A 17557-nucleotide genomic window follows, 5' to 3' on the forward strand; every position below is an offset into this window, starting at 1 on the left:
ATCAGTTAGCCTTTGCATTAAGTTGCGCGATGGTGCGAGACATCTCGTTGAACACAATGTTCATCCCTTCATCAAAACCCATCCCTGGTTTGATTAGCATACGCATTGGACGGGAGGCGATAGCGACATGCACACAAGTGCGGGCGCTGATATCAGTTTCGTTACAGGTACCACCTTGGTACGCTTCCATCCCTTTTTTATTGCAGTAAAGAACCGCGTCCACGATGTTGTGAATACTGCCTAAATCAGGGGTTTTGATCTGCACCATGTGACAACTACCCGCATCAGTAAAATCGATGATGTCTTGATAGGTGTTACACCATTCATCGGCCACAATTTTGACTTTCGAACCGAGTTTTGCCAGATTGCGGGTAATTTCAGTTAACAGGCGGATTTGGTCTGGCTTATTGCCTGCATCAACCGGCCCTTCGATATACAGATCCAGATCGCCGGCTTGTTCTTGCAGACTGGCGATGTACTCGGCGCACCGCATTGGGTCCATGTCAAAAATCAGGCCAATGGTGCCGTAAACATCGATATGCAGATTCGGTTTGTAGCTAGGGTCAACGCGCAGTTCAGCTACGCGTTTGGCTAACCAACTCACATAATCACGCAGTTTTTCGCCATTGCGGCCCAGTTTTTCATCAACGTTGTTGATAAGGCCGTGCGGCAGTACATCGACGCCTTTAACGATCATTTTATCCACGGCGATATAACGATCATCGCCACTTTGACCAAACAACGGAATAGGTTTGGCAACCAGCGGCAGGTGCCATTCGTCACACACTACCTCGGCTTTTAAACGCCCGGTGGCTAACGCAGTGGCATCCAGCAATGCCTGGGAAAGCCCATAACGAATGGCGGTATGTAGCTGTTTGCCATCAATGGTCACGTCGTCAAAGAAACGGGCATTCAGGCGAAACTCACTGACATCGCGCCCTTCCAGTAGGGGTTTGATATGTTTTTCTAAGAAAGGAACGAAATTTGCTGCAATAAACAAAGGATCACGACCACCAGCGCCTGAGTATTGCACTGCGGCACAGTCACCCACTGCCACGGCCCCATTTTCTAAAATTAATTGGACATTGACGCATTCACCCGCCTGCCGAATGGCAGTAAATCCCTCAGTAACAGGCTTGCCTTGATAGATAAACCCATCCAATTTCGCGCCATTTTTGATGGCTTGTTGGTCATCGAAGTAGAAAGATGAGTAACCGGCGGTGAACAGAGCGTGTTTGATTTTCATTATGGTCTTCCTATTAATTTACTGTGGGATACAGCGTTAATGTCATCAATGATCATTTGGAATGAAGGTGCACGACCTTCTTCTTTAGCGCGTTCAGCAACAAAGTCATGATGGAGCGCTAGCACATCTTTAGGCAGTGGAACTGAACCCGGATCGAAGACACGAATGGCACCGTGGTTATCGCGGATGGGCATCATCTTGCCGGAGTTACAGGTGGCGGGTGCAAATGGCACATCAAGCACACCCGCTTCAAAGGCACGCACGGTACCTATCGCAATATCGCCCTGTCCCAATTCCAGCACTTTGTTCATAACGGCGCGAACTTCGCGCTTAATCAAATCGACCTCGCGGTCAACCTCCAGACAAGGTGGGAATTTTTGGTCGCGTACCATGTTCAGCATTTGGTTCGAGGCTCTTAGCCCTTGACCATTTGCCTCAGCGGTTGGGATCCCGTAGGCCTCATGTGGGCTTTTGGTAATAACCTTGGTAGCGCCTGCCATGCCCGCCACTGCGGCCCCCCAAGAGATAACCGCAAATGCGCGGGATTCATCTTCCGGGAACCCGCCCATCCATTGATGGAACACGGTACTCAACTCGTAATTGTCGTAGCCATTGGCGTGGAAATATTCATGGGCTAGCTCGCGTAATGATTGAATAGCCGCAATATCTTGCACAATGTTACCCACCTGGCCGTAGCCCACGGTGATAGACCGGACACCTTGTTCCAGCGCGAGTAACCCTTCAATAATCGCGACCGCATGGGACACAAACGGCGGGATTAAGGTGCCGGTCAATGGGCCAAATGGTTCGCGGTTGATACGAATGCCATGTTCTTCATACACCCCAATCAAGCGATCGCAGTATTGCCAGTCACGAATGGATTTCTCCAGCGTTACGCGTTTTGCATAAGGGATGTTGTAGGAGATACCGCCGCCTTCGTAACTGGTAAAGCCACTGGCCATCGCTATTTCGGCCAGCAGCCGTGCATCAGGTGTTCCGTGCCGGATCTGTAATGGTTTAGACAAGCTTTCAGTAATGCTGCGACAAGCTGTGACACCGTGGTTGACGACCGGTAAACCATTGAGTTTTGATGTCCCTGCTTCGATAGATTTTTGGATGCCGATGGCCGCATCTTCGTAACGATTAAGGCGGGTATAGGCATCAATCGTGGTGGGCAGGAGGTCGCAATCTTTTTGCAACGCTGTCAGCAGTGCGATATGTTCTTCGATTAATGCGACCCCAGCACGAGGTTGGCTCAACGTAATGCCTTGGCGGTCTGCTTCAAATAACGCCCTGGCAAAATTTTTCGACTCAGGAATTGTTTGCTGATACTTAACGCCATCTTCAAATTTCTCAACGTCTTTGCCGGTGTGCCACGTTTGTAAAACGTGAAAACGTTCTGACATAAAGTGATCTAAAGAAATCTTTTTGTTGCGAAGTTCCATCATGACTCCAGTTTTTACTTGTTCAAAATTCGAACGCCAGTTTGGGCGGCAGCTTTAGGAAAGCGACGGGCGACATTAGCCAACAGGGGAAGTAAACCTTGTGTATCTCTGTAATACTCAAACTTGCTGGGGAGCAGTACTTGCTTGCCCTCATCATCTAAATTGCGATATTTCAGCCAGTTATGAATATCGAATGATTCTGCCCGGGAGAGCCACCCGCCAGTGCCAATGACCTTTTTAACCAGGCTTAAGTCGCGGCCGACCTGTAGGTCAATGTTGCCTGCACAGGTACAAACCTGTGTTTTTTTGCCCGCATGACGTTCAGTGGCATATCCGACACAAATCCCAGCCAACAGTTGGTCGAAGACAATTTCTTCATCGCTACGGGGTAAATAGCCCGGATGCGCAGTGACATGGGTTAAATATCGATAAAAAGCATCAATTTGGTTTTGTTGATGTGAGAAGTAATGAGCAATCATCGGCATACCGGTTTCGCCAGCATTCATCGCTGAAACGCGCATCCCCAGGTCACCTTCTACGGTTCGTTTAATCAGCGGTTCTGGGATCCCGTGTATCACGGTATCGGGCAACATATGACTGTTATAGGAGGAATAAACATCGGTGGTAGCACCCCCCATATCTATCAACATGAACGTTTCCCAATCGGGCACGTATTGGCGAATTTGTTGTACCAGTTCGAAGACTGAATAGGGCGTAGGCAGAGGGTCTTCACCCGTTTGATCAACGATGACGTCTAAACCTTTCCCTCTAATAATCTTTTTGAGGAAAATATTACAAATAGCTTTACGTGCATCAAACGGATTAGGGCTGTCGAGATTAGGCAGCACGTTATTAACGATAGTTAAATCTTTATCACCGAGGATCTCCAACACGTCATCTTGCAGGTCACGATTTCCGGCATAAATAATGGAACACTTCAATTTAGATTGCGCCAATAGTTTTGCGTTCGACAGGCCATGAGAGTAGTCACCGCCGTCAGTACCACCGGTAAATAACAGGATATCCGGCGGTGATGCTTCTAAAGCCCGCACATCTGATTTATTCAGGTTATAGGCGAAGTGTTGTGACACTTTAGCCCCCGCAGAATGCGCGGTGACTTTGGCCGATTCGAGGGTGATATTGGGCACCAGCCCAATAGCAGCAACCGCTAATCCACCTTTGGCCGATGAGGAATAATCAATATTGACCTGCCCTGACGCTAATAAAGGCCGTGCATCGGCAACATTTAGGATCTTGTTCAATACCGAAAAAAATCCTTCAGCCAAATGGTGTGGCGTAGTAGGAGATAACGCATAATTCTTCACATCAATATGGTCATCATCTCCCACCTCGAACACTGCTCCTTTTGTCCAGGTGGAGCCGATATCGATAGAAACGGTGATCATTGCACGCCCCCAGCCGCTGCTTCTGATTGCATAGCATGTTCGATATCGCCTTTCATCAAAGAACAGACTAATTCCAGATCAGTGTCGGGTGCGAAGACGCGGTTGAATCCCATCTCTTTGAATTTTGACTCAATTTCTGAAAAGGCATGTTTACCAATAACCAAATTTCCGCCGACATACAGCAATATTTCGCCAATTCCGCGTTCAATGCAGTTCTCACGCATACCAATACAATCCACTTCACCGTGTCCATAGATAGAGGAGATGACAATGGCCTGAGCACCGGTTTCAATGGCAGCATCAATATATTCATCTTGACTCACCATCACTCCGAGATTGATGACGTTGAAGTTGTGCACTGTAAACACTCGGTCTAGCACCTTATTACCAACAGCATGGCAATCAGCACCAATGACGCCAATAACAATTGTTGGATTTTGCATGTTAAGTCCTCTATGTAGATTACGATCCGTATATTGGTTTTGTGAGTAGAGAGCCAAATTTATGCTTTTAGCTTTCCACGCGTAAATCAAGATTATTTATTTTATTCTTCAGGTATCGATGGCAATTCACTGGGAATTGGCTGGCTTATAATGTGCTTTTCTAACAAATCGAATACAATTGATTTATTGTCAGGACATCTTGAAAAAAATAAAAAAGTAAAATTAATTATTTCAAATACCCGAAGTTAATTTAATAAATCCTTTAAAATCATGGTGTTGATTTTATTATTTATTAATTGTTACTATATGGTTATAATTATCATTAAAAATCAATGTGATTATTTAGAGTGAAAGTGTGATCCATTTAAAACTTATGACTTAATTCTGTTTATGTGACATTCATCATATTTGAATCTCTAGGGGTTAGCTTGGTTTACTGCTAATTACCCATATTTGATGGACTAATATAAAATATTTTATAGATGTGAGGGTTATAATGTTAAAAGTAATGATGAGTTACTATCACATGAGATAAATATTAAAAAATGATTTGTGCGAAAATAGTATTCTTATCAACGTACACCACCCGCCACCATTTTGACGATATGAATATGTGGATAGTGCTTAATTATCTGTTGTTGATGCAGTGTGCTGATAAGGCGGTCTACGTCGTGCTGTTGATGATTGAACAACAAACCGATAACGCTGCCGCTATGGGCTACGTTCAAACCATAGATTCCGCTGTGCTCAACGATATCCAGTAATTGATGAAATTTAGGCTTAGGCAGCATTGACTGACTGGCGGTGGCACTTAGCGTGGTGGCTTCGCCCAAACGATAGTGGCACTGGGTGTCGTTAGCCTGCTGAAATTGTTGCATAGCACAGGCTAAATTGGTTGCCTGTTTAAGTAATAAGGGTTGGCGATTTCGTTTATGGAACTCTTCGGTTAACAGCGTTTGTGTACTTTCAAGCAGCAGAATGTCGATGCCGGGTCGCCAGGTAAAGGGATGATGACTTTGCGCGGTCTGGTGATCAAAAAGGGTGAGATCTTTAAATATCGTGCTGTCGGTGGGTTCAAGTGCTACACAGAGTTTGGCCAGTGACTCGTCACTCAGTGATTTGCCCAGTAAGCGGCTGGTCGCGATAGCCGCTGCGGCAATATCAGCGGTGCTACTGGCTAATCCTTTAGCCACGGGAATAGTGGATTCAAATTCAATACATATATTCTCGCTGTATTGCGCAGGCTCGCCAAAATGCGCTAACACTTGCCTGACCATTTGGCGCATACGCGGTCGTTCACGCCAGCCCGGTTCCCCTTCAGTGACTGAAACGGTGCTAAACCAGTTAATCGGGCAAGAGATAAGTTTTTCTCCGCCAAAAATCCACCCTTGGATCAGTTCACCACAAGAGGCAGGGCAACGGGCTTCAGCCATGAAAAAGAGCCTGTTGCCAGATGTGGTCTGGATACCGGATATAACTGACGGGTTGAATACCGTTCTTATGCACGACTGGCCCCCAGGACCAAATAACTATTGCTGACCACATACTTAGATTACCTGCAATAGTGGTTCATGACTGATATCAATTTGGCGCGCAGTAAAAGCCAGAACATCACTAAGATTGACCACATGACCAATGACTAACAGCGCGGGGGCATGTAATTTTTTGCGTACAATTTCATCTTTTAGCGTGGTCAGTGTTCCTTTCGCTATCTCTTGTCGTTGCTGACTGGCATACATCACGGCGGCGGCGGGGGTGTCAGGGGATTTACCTCCGTCGATTAAGCGTTGGCAGATCTCCTCTTGTCGCGTCATCCCCATTAATACGATTAACGTCCCATCCAGTTGTGCCAAAACATCCCAGTTTTGTGGTTCATTTCCCTGACACATATGCCCGGTAACCACATGAAAGCTGGAAGCGTAGTGACGATGAGTCACGGGGATACCGGCATAGGCTAAACCGCCAATAGCGGAGCTGATACCCGGAATAATTTCAAAAGGGATCTCTTCATGAGCAAGTGCCTCGGCTTCTTCTCCGCCCCGGCCAAATACATAAGGGTCGCCCCCTTTAAGACGAACAACATTTTTACCCGCCAAGGCATGCTCAACCAGGATTTGATTAATTTGCTCTTGCGGGACTGGATGATGGTTTGAGGTTTTCCCGACATTAATAATCTGGCAATGGGGTGGTGCTTGAGAAATTAACTCAAGATTAACCAGACGGTCATGCACAATAACTTGTGCTTCACGAATGGCTAGCAATCCTTTTACAGTGATTAGAGATGCATCCCCCGGCCCTGCGCCAACTAACAATACTTTTCCTTTACTCATTCGAGCAACCTTTATGAACGATAAGGTTTATAATTTTATATAAAATTAATCACCAAAAATGCGTTATATAAAAACGGAATATGATCATTAAACTCCGCATCATTATTCATAAATATTGGATTATATATTTGACCTTGCTCCCAATATTTAATCATTTTATGGAATGATCTCTTTCAAATATTTTGTGTTTGATTATTAACACTCTAACTACATGATTTTTATGTTTAATTATTTTATTGTTTTATTTGTGTTAACGCTGAAGTATCAATATTTAAATGTGCAATGTCCTTCGTTATAGTTTTGGTTCATCCGCTTATTTTTTATCTTTAATATGATATTGTTATTAATAATTATGAAGGCTATCACAAAAATGATGGAGAGCCATGTCTATCTAAATAGAAATGTGTATTTTAAAAATCAAAAAAAGAAGAGTTGTCATCAATATTTGAATATTAGTTGTACCCAAGTATGCACAACTATTTAATCGGTTTTTTATGAAATAACGGGTGAGCCATAATGCGGTGTAAAATTCCTAAAACTGACTTATTAGTGACATTTGAAGCGGTTGCTCAATATGAAAGCTACACGCGAGCGGCAGAAAAGTTAGCATTAACACAAAGTGCTGTTTTTCGTCAAATCACAGCACTGGAGGAGCTACTTAATGTGTCATTATTCCACCATGTTCGTAAACGAATTTTCCTCAATGATGCGGGTCGTTATTATCTTGGCTTAGTCAGAGATACATTGGAGCAACTGGAAAGGGATACGCAAAGCATTATGTCTTACCAATCGACTCAGCAAGTGTTGGAGTTGGCGGTGACGCCAACATTTAGCACTCATTGGCTCATTCCAAACCTCAGTGACTTCCACGAGAAGCATCCTGAAATTGTCCTCAATTTAGTGGCGCTGACTACACCTGCTGATTTTCTGAATCTGAAATATGATGCGGCAATTATGCGTGAGGATTTCTGTAGCCCGTGGGCTGAAAATGAGCATTTGTTTGAAGAAGAACTGGTTCCTGTATGTAGCCGGATGTTATGGCGAGATGATAAAAAAGTGATGCGTGCGGAGCAGTTGATGGATGAATTTACGTTGCTTCATCAAACAACTCGTTTAGATTCGTGGCATGACTGGTTTACATTGTCGGGCGTTAATAGTCCTAAAGTACGGATGGGGCCGCGTTTTGATCTTTTATCAATGTTGATTTCTGCTGTGCGTTCCAATCTTGGTGTGGCTTTATTACCTCGGTTTGCGATTCACAAGGATTTGGAAAATGGCGATATGGTCATTCCATGTGATTTACCCATGAGCACTGGGAACCACTTTGTACTGACCTACAAAGAAGGTAAAAGAGGGCTGATAAGTTTGCAGAAATTAAGTCGTTGGCTCCATGATAAATCGAAGGAAGAAGAGCTAAAAAGAACATGGGGTAATTGATTTTTTTAAATTGACGGGTACGGATCCATACTATTTTTTAAAATATAATCTATATATTAGGTATGACACTCAATTAGTATCATGTTCTAACATTATGGTAATAATTGAGTTTCGTATTTTACTATATTATGATTATAGCGCAGCCATTTTGGTATGTGCATGTTTCTAATGGATTATTATCTTGGTCTTTCCCTCATTTTTTACTGTGACAATTGAGGGGGAGTTAATCACCAATAAGCATTATGTGTTGCAGATAGAACAATTGCTTTTTATTTTACTCTATTAATAATAGCACTGTGACATAGGCAGTTTGCTGAGGTTGTTTTTATTCTTTGATTTTTAGATGCAAAGGGTCAGCGATATTTTCTTACTATTTCCCATTCAGCTAATCGAGTGAAAATAATGTATAAAAATGATTTTTTCTACCAAGATCTCTTCCCTCTTTCTGAGGACAGCACAGAATATTATTTATTAACAGATAAGTATGTTTCCACTATTGAGGTTGATGGCAACGAAGTATTAAAAGTTGAACCTGAAGCACTGACATTAGTCTCCCAGCAAGCTTTCCATGACGCTTCATTCTTCCTGCGCCCAGCACATCAGCAGCAAGTTGCCGCTATTTTGCATGATCCACAGGCGAGCGAAAACGACAAATATGTTGCACTGCAATTATTGAGAAATTCTGAGATTTCAGCTAAAGGTATTTTGCCGAACTGCCAGGATACGGGGACATCCACCATTGTGGCGAAAAAAGGCCAACGGGTTTGGACTGATACCGATGATGCCCAAGCACTATCACGCGGCATCTATAACACCTTCCGTCAGGATAATCTGCGCTACTCGCAAAATGCGGCGTTAGATATGTATAACGAAGTGAATACCGGTACCAATCTTCCTGGGCAAATCGATATTTTTGCTACTTCGGGTATGCAATATTCGTTCTTATTTGTGAATAAGGGCGGCGGTTCAGCCAATAAAGCGGCGCTTTATCAGGAAACAAAAGCGGTGTTGGAACCGGCAAAGCTCAAAGCATTTTTAATTGAGAAAATGAAGAGCCTGGGAACGGCTGCCTGTCCCCCTTATCATATTGCTTTTGTCGTCGGAGGCACCTCCGCTGAATTAACCTTGAAGACCGCCAAACTCGCCTCGACAAAATATTACGATAACTTACCTGGTGAGGGTAATGCACACGGCCAGGCTTTCCGTGATAAGGCACTGGAGGACGACCTGCTACAGGCTTCACGCGAATTTGGCTTAGGCGCTCAGTTTGGTGGCAAATATTTCGCTCATGATGTTCGGGTTATTCGCTTGCCGCGTCATGGTGGCTCTTGCCCGATAGGGATGGCTATTTCATGTTCTTCTGACCGAAATATTAAAGCCAAAATTAATAAAAATGGTATATGGCTGGAGAAATTAGAACGTCACCCTGAGCGATATATACCTGAAGATTTGCGGATTAATAATGAAGGGACCGTCGTTAACATTGATCTTAACCGCCCGATGGATGAAATTCGTCAACAGCTTTCACTTTACCCAGTATCCACCCGCGTATCACTCAATGGCCCGTTGATTGTTGCCCGCGATATTGTGCATGCCAAACTGCAACAGCGTTTGGAACAGAATCAGCCATTACCTCAATACATGAAAGATCACCCCGTCTATTATGCGGGACCTGCAAAAAAACCGGATGAATTGGTGTCCGGCTCGATGGGACCAACGACTGGAGGGCGCATGGATCCTTATGTCGATCTGTTCCAATCCCAGGGGGGCAGCTTAATCATGTTGGCAAAAGGCAATCGTAGCCAGCAGGTTACCGAATCATGCCATAAACACGGTGGTTTCTATTTGGGCAGTATCGGCGGTTCTGCGGCCATTCTGGCGCAGGAGTATATCGAAAGCCTGGAATGCCTCGAGTATCCCGAACTGGGAATGGAAGCGGTGTGGAAGATGGAAGTCAGGAATTTTCCGGCTTTCATATTAGTTGATGACAAAGGCAACTCATTCTTTGATCAAATTCAAATGAAGGCCTGTGCTGGCTGTCAGAAATAACGTTGTGTTGAGGAAACCACGATGCATGAAGAACGGTATCAGCAGCGGCAGCAGCATCTTAAACAACAAGTAGAGGAGCGGGTTGCTGCCGCGACAAAAAGCGGCGGGATCATTATGGTATTTACCGGTAATGGTAAAGGGAAAAGTACCGCCGCATTTGGAACCGCAACCAGAGCCGTTGGCCATGATATGCGAGTAGGTGCGCTTCAGTTTATCAAGGGGGACTGGGAGTGTGGTGAACGTAACTTGCTAGAACGTAATGGGGTTGAGTTTCATATCATGGCAACCGGCTTTACCTGGGATACTCAAGATAAAGCGGCTGATACCCAAGCAGCCAGGCTGGTGTGGGAGCAGGGCGTGCGGATGTTATCTGACCCTGGTTACCATCTTGTGGTTTTGGATGAGCTCACTTATATGCTCACTTACGGTTATTTGAGCTTGGACGAGGTGTTGGCGGCGCTAAAAAATCGGCCGGCACATCAAAGTGTGGTCATCACCGGGCGAGCCTGCCACCGGGAAATTATTGCACTGGCAGATACAGTCAGTGAGTTACGGCCAGTGAAGCATGCATTTGATCATGGCATTAAGGCGCAGAAAGGTATTGATTGGTGATGGAAGCCTGATTATCAGGACTCATGCGCTTACTTATTCATCAATCTGTTGTTTTATGAAGCGGAATACAAATAATTTGTTGATAACGCTTGATTGTTTGTTCTGAGTTATACTATATTGCGCGCCAAGGAAACGTACTAACGTTCCAAAAAATTTCGCCGGCATAGCTCAGTTGGTAGAGCAACTGACTTGTAATCAGTAGGTCCCGAGTTCGACTCTTGGTGCCGGCACCAATTAAAAACCCGTTATCTGAATAAGATAACGGGTTTTTGCTTTTATACTGCTTGCTCAATTGCGGCGGGGTTACCCCTACCGCAATTGAGCCGATGTTAGCTATTCTTCGCCAATTGAGCGACTAATCGATTCACGCCATCACTCATATTGCTAAACTTAGTCAGTTGGGTACGGGTGACCACGATAAAAACCCCAATGTTCTTTTCTGGAATCATCGCCATATAGGTAATAAATCCACCGCCGCCACCGGTTTTTTGCATAATCCCCGGTAGTTCCGCATTGGGTGCCATGTAGACCCAGCCTAATCCCAACGCATCTGCCTGACCGGCAACATCCATACCTTTTAATGACACCAAATCACGGCGTTGGAAATAGAGCGCTTGTTCGCGTTTTGCAGAGCTTTTGCGCGCGCTGTTATCCGAAGCTAAGAATTGCTGCATCCAGCGCTGCATATCTTCTGGCGTTGAGTAAATCCCACCACTTCCGGCAGCCGCAAGGGTGTTTTCACAACGGCTGCTGCCTACCCCTACCATTAGGCGATTACATTGTTCCGCCGTGGGTGTCAGGGTGGTATTTTTCATCCCCAGTGGCGTAGTGATTTTATCACGCAGTAAACTGGTATAAGGCTTGCCTGACGCCCGTGATAGTGCGTCGGCCAACAAGTCGTAGGCCAAATTGGAATAGGCCGCTTTTACTCCTGGCGGTACGGTAACCTTGGCCTGATTCATCCACTGCCAGCGGTTATCTTTAGTCGGCCAAGTAAACACGGGTCTTTTTTGCGGGCCACCGGGTTGTTCGCGCGGCAAGCCACTGGTATGACTGGCCAGATTTAGCAAGGTAATGGGTTGTTTTGCATTATAAGCAGGAACACGCGCACCCTTAGGGGCGTATTTTCGCAGGGGGTCGGTCAATTTTACTGTGCCGTCATCGGCCAGTTTTACCATCACTTCGCTGGTCATTAGCTTGGTAATCGATGCAATACGAATCAGTGAGTCTGGCCGTGGACGCAGATTGTTACCGGGTTTGGTTTCACCAAAACTGCGGTTGACCACTTGATTGTTATCAATAACCACCAGAGCCATCCCCATGGCACCACTGTTATAGAAAATATGTTCGGCATATTGATCAACAACTTGTGAGGTCAAAAGCTCTGTCTTGGCATAGCTGTGCAATGGAATAGTGAATAGAGCAGCGGCCAGTAGCGGGGCAGTGAAATGTTTCAACAATCTTTTATCCATGTTCAAAAAACAAAGTAAGTGGTCGTACACTTATAGTAATCGGATATTTGTATAAAACATGCTGAAATTTTCAGACAGACGAATAATTTACATTACCGGGAATCCTTTACCGGAGGTTACGGTAAAAACGCGGGGAAATTGAACAATAACAGCGCTAGGGTTAGCGTAAAATAGAACTATAAGGGGATGTAGCGTGGTAAAAAACGCATCGATGTTGGCCGATGCGTTTTGTGGTTATTGCCAGGAATCAATTAGCTTTCAGTCACAGGCTTAGGGGCCACATTGGATGATTCTTTCATGCCAAGGTGATTGTTGCCCCAACACTGTTCATACTTCCAGCCGGTCAGTTCTTCAGCAACCGCCCTGGCGTGGGCCGGAATATCCGCCATGGCACCACCACCTTTAATACGGTCAATTTCTTCCAGCAGGATTTTGTGATTCTTACGATCCAGTTTCATTTGCGTGGTGTAGTAGATAGCCACCAGTGCCAGAGCGATAACGCCGATGGCAAATACCCCTACAATGGCTTGTACGGCAACTTCTGGCTGACTCGATTGCCCGGAGACAAAACCAAAGCGACTTAATGTCCAGCCCATAGCGAAAACAATAATCGAACGTACCATTTTACCTGCAAAGGTCATGGCACCGGCGTAGATCCCTTCACGGCGACGGCCGGTCAATACTTCGTCCACATCCGCCAGGAAGGTATAAACCGTCCACGGAATATAATAAATCCCCCCGGTGCTTAAACCGAAAACAGCGGTAATACAGAACAGCACAATGACCGTTGTTGTTTGCGACCAACCAGTGAAATAGAGCGCCGCATAAGCAATCACACTGACGATAACCACTTGCAGAGCAATGCGAAACGGGCGAGCAAAACCCATTTTGACGCAGATACCGATAAAGATTGCAGTGGAAATTAACTGCATGATTGAACTGAAACTATTGAGCTGAGAAACCAATGCAGCATCTTGACCCAAACCAAAAATAATAAAGTAGGTAAATGCAGAAGCAAATAACCATTCCGCGCCAAAGCCAAACAGGTACATCCCTAGATGCTTGCGGAAAATACGCAGATGGAAAGTAGACGCCATATCAACACACAGCTTTTTCAGCGCCTGACCGAGACTGCTGGTGGTTTCACGGACCACTTCGCTGGCTGGGCGTTCCCATGATGAGCTGTATAGCCAAATCATCGCACCGCACATAATCAGACCGTAGGCGATACCGGTATACAGGAAGGGCGTGGCGGAGTCTTTACCGTAAATGGCAATAAACTGGCCAGGAATGAAGGCGGCCAAAAAGTTGGCTACTTTGCCAAAAATGGCTTTAGAACCGGTTAATTTAGAGCGTTTGGCAAAATCAGTGGTCATCTCGGTCGCCAATGTTTCATATGGCACCATGATGGAGGTATAAATCAGTTCAAACAGGGCGTAAGTCAGTAGGTAATACCAGAAGCCAAAACCGCTCATCCATAACATTGGATAGACAAGTACCAGCGGAATACCCAGCAAGATAAAGAAGCGCCGACGACCAAAGATACGGCCCAACCGAGTGTTGTAGAAGTTATCGGTGATATAGCCCATCACCGGATTACTAATCGCGTCAAGAATACTGGCGATTGAAAAAATAGTCGCGGCTTCTACGACAGACAGTCCGCAAAAGGTGGTATAGAAGTACATCAGCCAGGCTCCGCTGATTGCCAGTGCCCCACTTCCCAGTAAGTTGGCACTCCCGTACGCCAGCGTATGCCTTGTTGAAATCTGTTTACTCATTTTTACTGCCACCTCAAATTAAAACAATGTTTCATTAATAATGGATAAGCGTTTCTTTATAAAGGTATGGCGTTTATAAAAATGAGTGTTCGATCACGAAAAAGGGTTTTATGGACAGGAACGACGTGTATTTCAGTAAAAATTGATAAGAATCAAATTAGTGGGTAGTGTGGATAATCAGCAAAAAAACAGCCTATCCAAGATAGTGTGAATAACTAATAATGCCCTTTTGTGGCAATAATGACCGTGATAGGTGTGGCAAGATTTTAACCAGCAGAATTAAATATCATCACTAGAATTAGCGCTATGACTTACAGTGTGGAAATATCATTTCTGTGAACGGGTGAATTATTGTGGGTATAGCCCATGAATGAATGTTGGCCGCAATGGCGGCTGGCGGTGAAGGATGTAAGATGGCAAAGAAAAACCCCTATTATGATGCCAGTAAGCCACACCACACTGAGTTTGGATTCCAGAACCTGGAGCCGGCGGCTCATCATCCACAAGATTTGAAGCGTTGGCGCGAAGAACGAAAACGGCAGTCGCTCCCAAAACCGCCACAGCAAGGATATGCGCAGTTTGTCACTGACTGGTGGCAAGCGGCTGATTTTAGCGGGCAGCAAGATGCACTGTGGTGGCTAGGCCATGCGTCATTGTTATTGCGGGTCAGTGGGAAAACTGTTTTGTTTGATCCGGTACTCTCTGGCCGCGCTTCTCCGCTTAATTTTTACGGGCCAGCACGGAAAACACCTGTACCTGCCAGCGTAAAGGAATTACCCCATATAGATGTGGTGGTGATTTCTCACAACCATTACGACCACTTGGATGTGACAACGATCAGCCAATTATTGCGCCGCTTCCCTGAGGCGATTTTTCTGGCGCCGTTAGGGTTGAAAAGTTGGTTACGGCAACATGGTGCTCGCCATGTTCATGAACTGGATTGGTGGGATAAACACCTCGCGGCTGAATTTGAGTTTCATTGCGTCCCCGCACGACATTGGAGTATGCGTACACCTTGGAATCGCAATCAAAGCTTGTGGTCTGGTTGGGTGGTCAAACGTAATGATATTAACTTCTACTTCACCGGTGATACGGGTTATTGCCAACAATTGCTGACCATTGGCGCTAGGTTAGGGCCATTCAATTATGCCGCCTTGCCCATTGGTGCTTATGCTCCACGCTGGTTTATGCAGGCGCAACATATGGATCCACAGCAGTCGGTGCAGTTATTTAAACAATTACAACAGCCTAAGACGGTTCCTATTCATTGGGGGGTGTTTGAACTGGCCGATGAATCACTGGATGAACCACCACAGCAACTCAAGCTGGCATTAACTGAGGCGGGAGTGGAACACGATAATTTTACACCGATTAAAATTGGTGCGCGAATATTGCTGGGGTAGGAGAGTTTCAGCGAGTTACTTTCAACCCGCTGAAACTAAATGCTATTTGTTAGATGTGTAACAACTATCGAACTAGATCCTAAATTGATTCACCGCGCTGGTTAAATCAGTGGCTTGAGCTTGCAACGCTGCAGAGGCTGCGGTGGATTCCTGCACTAATGCGGCATTTTGTTGCACCATGGTGTCCAATTGTGCAACCGCACTATTTATTTCGTGAATGCCGCGCATTTGTTCGTCTGCTGCGTTAGTGATTTCCGACATTATGGTGGTGACATCCGATACGCTGCTGACAATTTCGGTCATGGTATTACTGGCTTGGCGTACCTGACCAGAGCCAGACGCCACACTGCTAACTGTCGATTCGATCAGCGTTTTGATCTCTTTCGCTGCTTGTGCACTGCGTTGTGCCAATGTACGAACTTCCCCTGCGACTACCGCAAAACCACGGCCTTGTTCACCGGCTCGTGCTGCTTCTACTGCGGCGTTAAGTGCCAGGATATTGGTTTGGAAGGCAATACCGTCGATCACACTGGTGATATCGCCGATTTTGCCTGATGCAGCTTCAATCGATTCCATTGTGGTGATGACTTTAGCAATTACGTCGCCACCACGTGAGGCATCACTAGCTGCCGACAGTACCGCAGTATTAGCCTGCCGTGCCGCGCTGGCGGAATGTGCTACCGTCGCCGAGATTTGTTCCAATGCGGCTGAGGTTTGCTGCAAACTTGCGGCCGCGGACTCTGTTCGGCCAGACAAATCCTGATTGCCTGCCGCTATCTCATTGGCAGCAATTCGCACTGATTCGCTGGTATCACGGATTTGCGCCATGACGACACTCAGTTTGTCGGCAAAATTGTTGAATGAAAGGGCAATTTTTGCCACCTCATCATTGCCTTCTACTGGCAGCCGCTGAGTTAAGTCTTCCGAACCAGAACTGATAGCATCCATGGCTTTATGTACATGGGTCAGCGGTGCCAAAGCACGTTTGGTAATGAGGCTAATGATAACAACAGCAATTAAAATAATGATTATCAGCGTTACCAGCGATGTAGTCAGTAATGACCGCATACCAGTAGTGGCCTGAGCTTTGTCCAGTGCGACAACAGTAAACCATTGAGTCCCTGGTACTGGCTGGGCCAGCAGCAATTTGCTGTTGTCGCCAATATTGGCCGCGACAGGCTCAGTTGAGGTTAACAGTGTTTTGAGGTCCAGTGTCGGTGCAATATCGCTCAGTGGCTTAAGGGTTAGCTTGGCATCTTGATGAGCGATAATAGTGCCATCAGCATCAATTAACATACCAAAACTGTCTTCAGTCGGATGGATGGATTTCACGTTTGCAATAACGCTGTCCATGGTGACATCAGCAGCCAATACCCCTTTAACGCTGCCGTCCTGAATAATCGGCAATGCGAAAGTTACCACTAGCTGATTGGTTCCAGCATCAATATAGGGTGGGGTGACCATGGGTTTACCCGCTTTAACCGCTTGTAGATACCACGGCCGGCCAGTGGGGTCGTAGCCAGCGGGAATGCCATCTGGATTGGAGAAAATAGCGGTTTTGTTGGCGTAACCGATATAAACGTTAATGAAGTTACCGGCGGCCGCAACTTGTCGCAGTGCCGCTATCGGGTCAGCCGCCAGTGCGCTGTCTTTTAGTGACACAATCATTTGTGTTTTAGAGGCAACCCAATCGGCGATTCCAACACCATGGCTGGCGGTGACGGCGGTCAGGGTGTTATCTATCGCACTATTGTTATATTTGTTGGCAACCGAGTAGTTAAAATAGGTGTTAATGGCCAGGGAGCCTGCCACGATGATGATACAGGCAGCCAAGATACGTGAACGAATGGAATCAAGCATAGAGCGTCCTAAATAAGAGGGATGGCATGATCCAAGTAACGGCTTGGCAGAGATAAACTTGAGCTGAGTCACAGTA

Annotated in this window: 13 protein-coding genes and 1 tRNA gene; 5 read left to right on the forward strand and 9 right to left on the reverse strand. The window is 45.8% G+C overall.

What is annotated here, in order from left to right; translation table 11 throughout:
• Position 1: 1 nt before the first annotated feature.
• From EL015_RS07525 to cobA, 6 genes are all read right to left on the reverse strand, one after another.
• Positions 2 to 1246: a methylaspartate ammonia-lyase gene (locus EL015_RS07525; protein WP_032907374.1), complete on the reverse strand. Its 1245-nt coding sequence runs from the start codon at positions 1244 to 1246 to the stop codon at positions 2 to 4.
• On the reverse strand, positions 1246 to 2691 hold the full coding sequence (locus EL015_RS07530; protein WP_032907373.1) for a methylaspartate mutase subunit E: 1446 nt from the start codon (positions 2689 to 2691) through the stop codon (positions 1246 to 1248). The genes EL015_RS07525 and EL015_RS07530 overlap by 1 nt, the downstream gene beginning before the upstream one ends.
• 14 nt (positions 2692 to 2705) lie before the next feature.
• A complete protein-coding gene (gene glmL / locus EL015_RS07535) occupies positions 2706 to 4097 on the reverse strand; it encodes a methylaspartate mutase accessory protein GlmL (protein ID WP_032907371.1) in 1392 nt (463 codons plus the stop codon).
• Positions 4094 to 4540, reverse strand: coding sequence for a methylaspartate mutase subunit S (glmS, locus tag EL015_RS07540; RefSeq protein ID WP_005190158.1), 447 nt, complete (start codon positions 4538 to 4540; stop codon positions 4094 to 4096). Before glmS ends, glmL begins: the two co-directional genes overlap by 4 nt.
• A 572-nt stretch (positions 4541 to 5112) precedes the next feature.
• A complete protein-coding gene (locus tag EL015_RS07545) occupies positions 5113 to 5973 on the reverse strand; it encodes a GHMP family kinase ATP-binding protein (protein WP_005190156.1) in 861 nt (286 codons plus the stop codon).
• A gap of 114 nt (positions 5974 to 6087) precedes the next feature.
• Positions 6088 to 6870, reverse strand: coding sequence for a uroporphyrinogen-III C-methyltransferase (gene cobA, locus EL015_RS07550; RefSeq protein WP_005190153.1), 783 nt, complete (start codon positions 6868 to 6870; stop codon positions 6088 to 6090).
• Between the two features lie 516 nt (positions 6871 to 7386).
• Between cobA and EL015_RS07555 the strand changes: the two genes are divergently transcribed.
• The 4 genes from EL015_RS07555 to EL015_RS07570 all read left to right on the forward strand — a co-directional run bounded on the left by EL015_RS07555 (position 7387) and on the right by EL015_RS07570 (position 11201).
• The gene (locus tag EL015_RS07555) at positions 7387 to 8307 is read left to right on the forward strand and encodes a LysR substrate-binding domain-containing protein (RefSeq protein WP_032907370.1); all 921 of its coding nucleotides are present in this window, start codon (positions 7387 to 7389) and stop codon (positions 8305 to 8307) included.
• Between the two features lie 402 nt (positions 8308 to 8709).
• Complete coding sequence (locus EL015_RS07560; protein WP_005190140.1) at positions 8710 to 10356, forward strand: fumarate hydratase; 1647 nt, start codon at positions 8710 to 8712, stop codon at positions 10354 to 10356.
• Between the two features lie 21 nt (positions 10357 to 10377).
• Positions 10378 to 10968 carry a cob(I)yrinic acid a,c-diamide adenosyltransferase gene (gene cobO / locus EL015_RS07565; RefSeq protein ID WP_005190137.1) on the forward strand — a complete coding sequence of 197 codons (591 nt, stop codon included), beginning with the start codon at positions 10378 to 10380 and terminating at the stop codon, positions 10966 to 10968.
• Between the two features lie 157 nt (positions 10969 to 11125).
• Positions 11126 to 11201, forward strand: a tRNA-Thr gene (locus EL015_RS07570).
• A gap of 96 nt (positions 11202 to 11297) precedes the next feature.
• On the opposite strand, the gene ampH is transcribed toward EL015_RS07570, so the two are convergent.
• Both ampH and EL015_RS07580 read right to left on the reverse strand, forming a co-directional pair.
• On the reverse strand, positions 11298 to 12440 hold the full coding sequence (ampH, locus tag EL015_RS07575) for a D-alanyl-D-alanine-carboxypeptidase/endopeptidase AmpH (protein ID WP_005190133.1): 1143 nt from the start codon (positions 12438 to 12440) through the stop codon (positions 11298 to 11300).
• Positions 12441 to 12691: 251 nt separating this feature from the next.
• Positions 12692 to 14218: an MFS transporter gene (locus tag EL015_RS07580; RefSeq protein ID WP_032907368.1), complete on the reverse strand. Its 1527-nt coding sequence runs from the start codon at positions 14216 to 14218 to the stop codon at positions 12692 to 12694.
• Positions 14219 to 14592: 374 nt separating this feature from the next.
• Between EL015_RS07580 and EL015_RS07585 the strand changes: the two genes are divergently transcribed.
• Positions 14593 to 15621 (forward strand): MBL fold metallo-hydrolase, encoded by a 1029-nt coding sequence (locus tag EL015_RS07585; RefSeq protein WP_005190128.1) that lies wholly within the window; start codon positions 14593 to 14595, stop codon positions 15619 to 15621.
• 72 nt (positions 15622 to 15693) lie between these two features.
• On the opposite strand, the gene EL015_RS07590 is transcribed toward EL015_RS07585, so the two are convergent.
• Entirely contained in the window at positions 15694 to 17481 is a 1788-nt protein-coding gene (locus EL015_RS07590; protein ID WP_005190125.1) for a methyl-accepting chemotaxis protein, read from the reverse strand.
• Positions 17482 to 17557 lie beyond the last annotated feature (76 nt).

The organism is Yersinia intermedia (assembly GCF_900635455.1).
GTDB lineage: Bacteria > Pseudomonadota > Gammaproteobacteria > Enterobacterales > Enterobacteriaceae > Yersinia > Yersinia intermedia.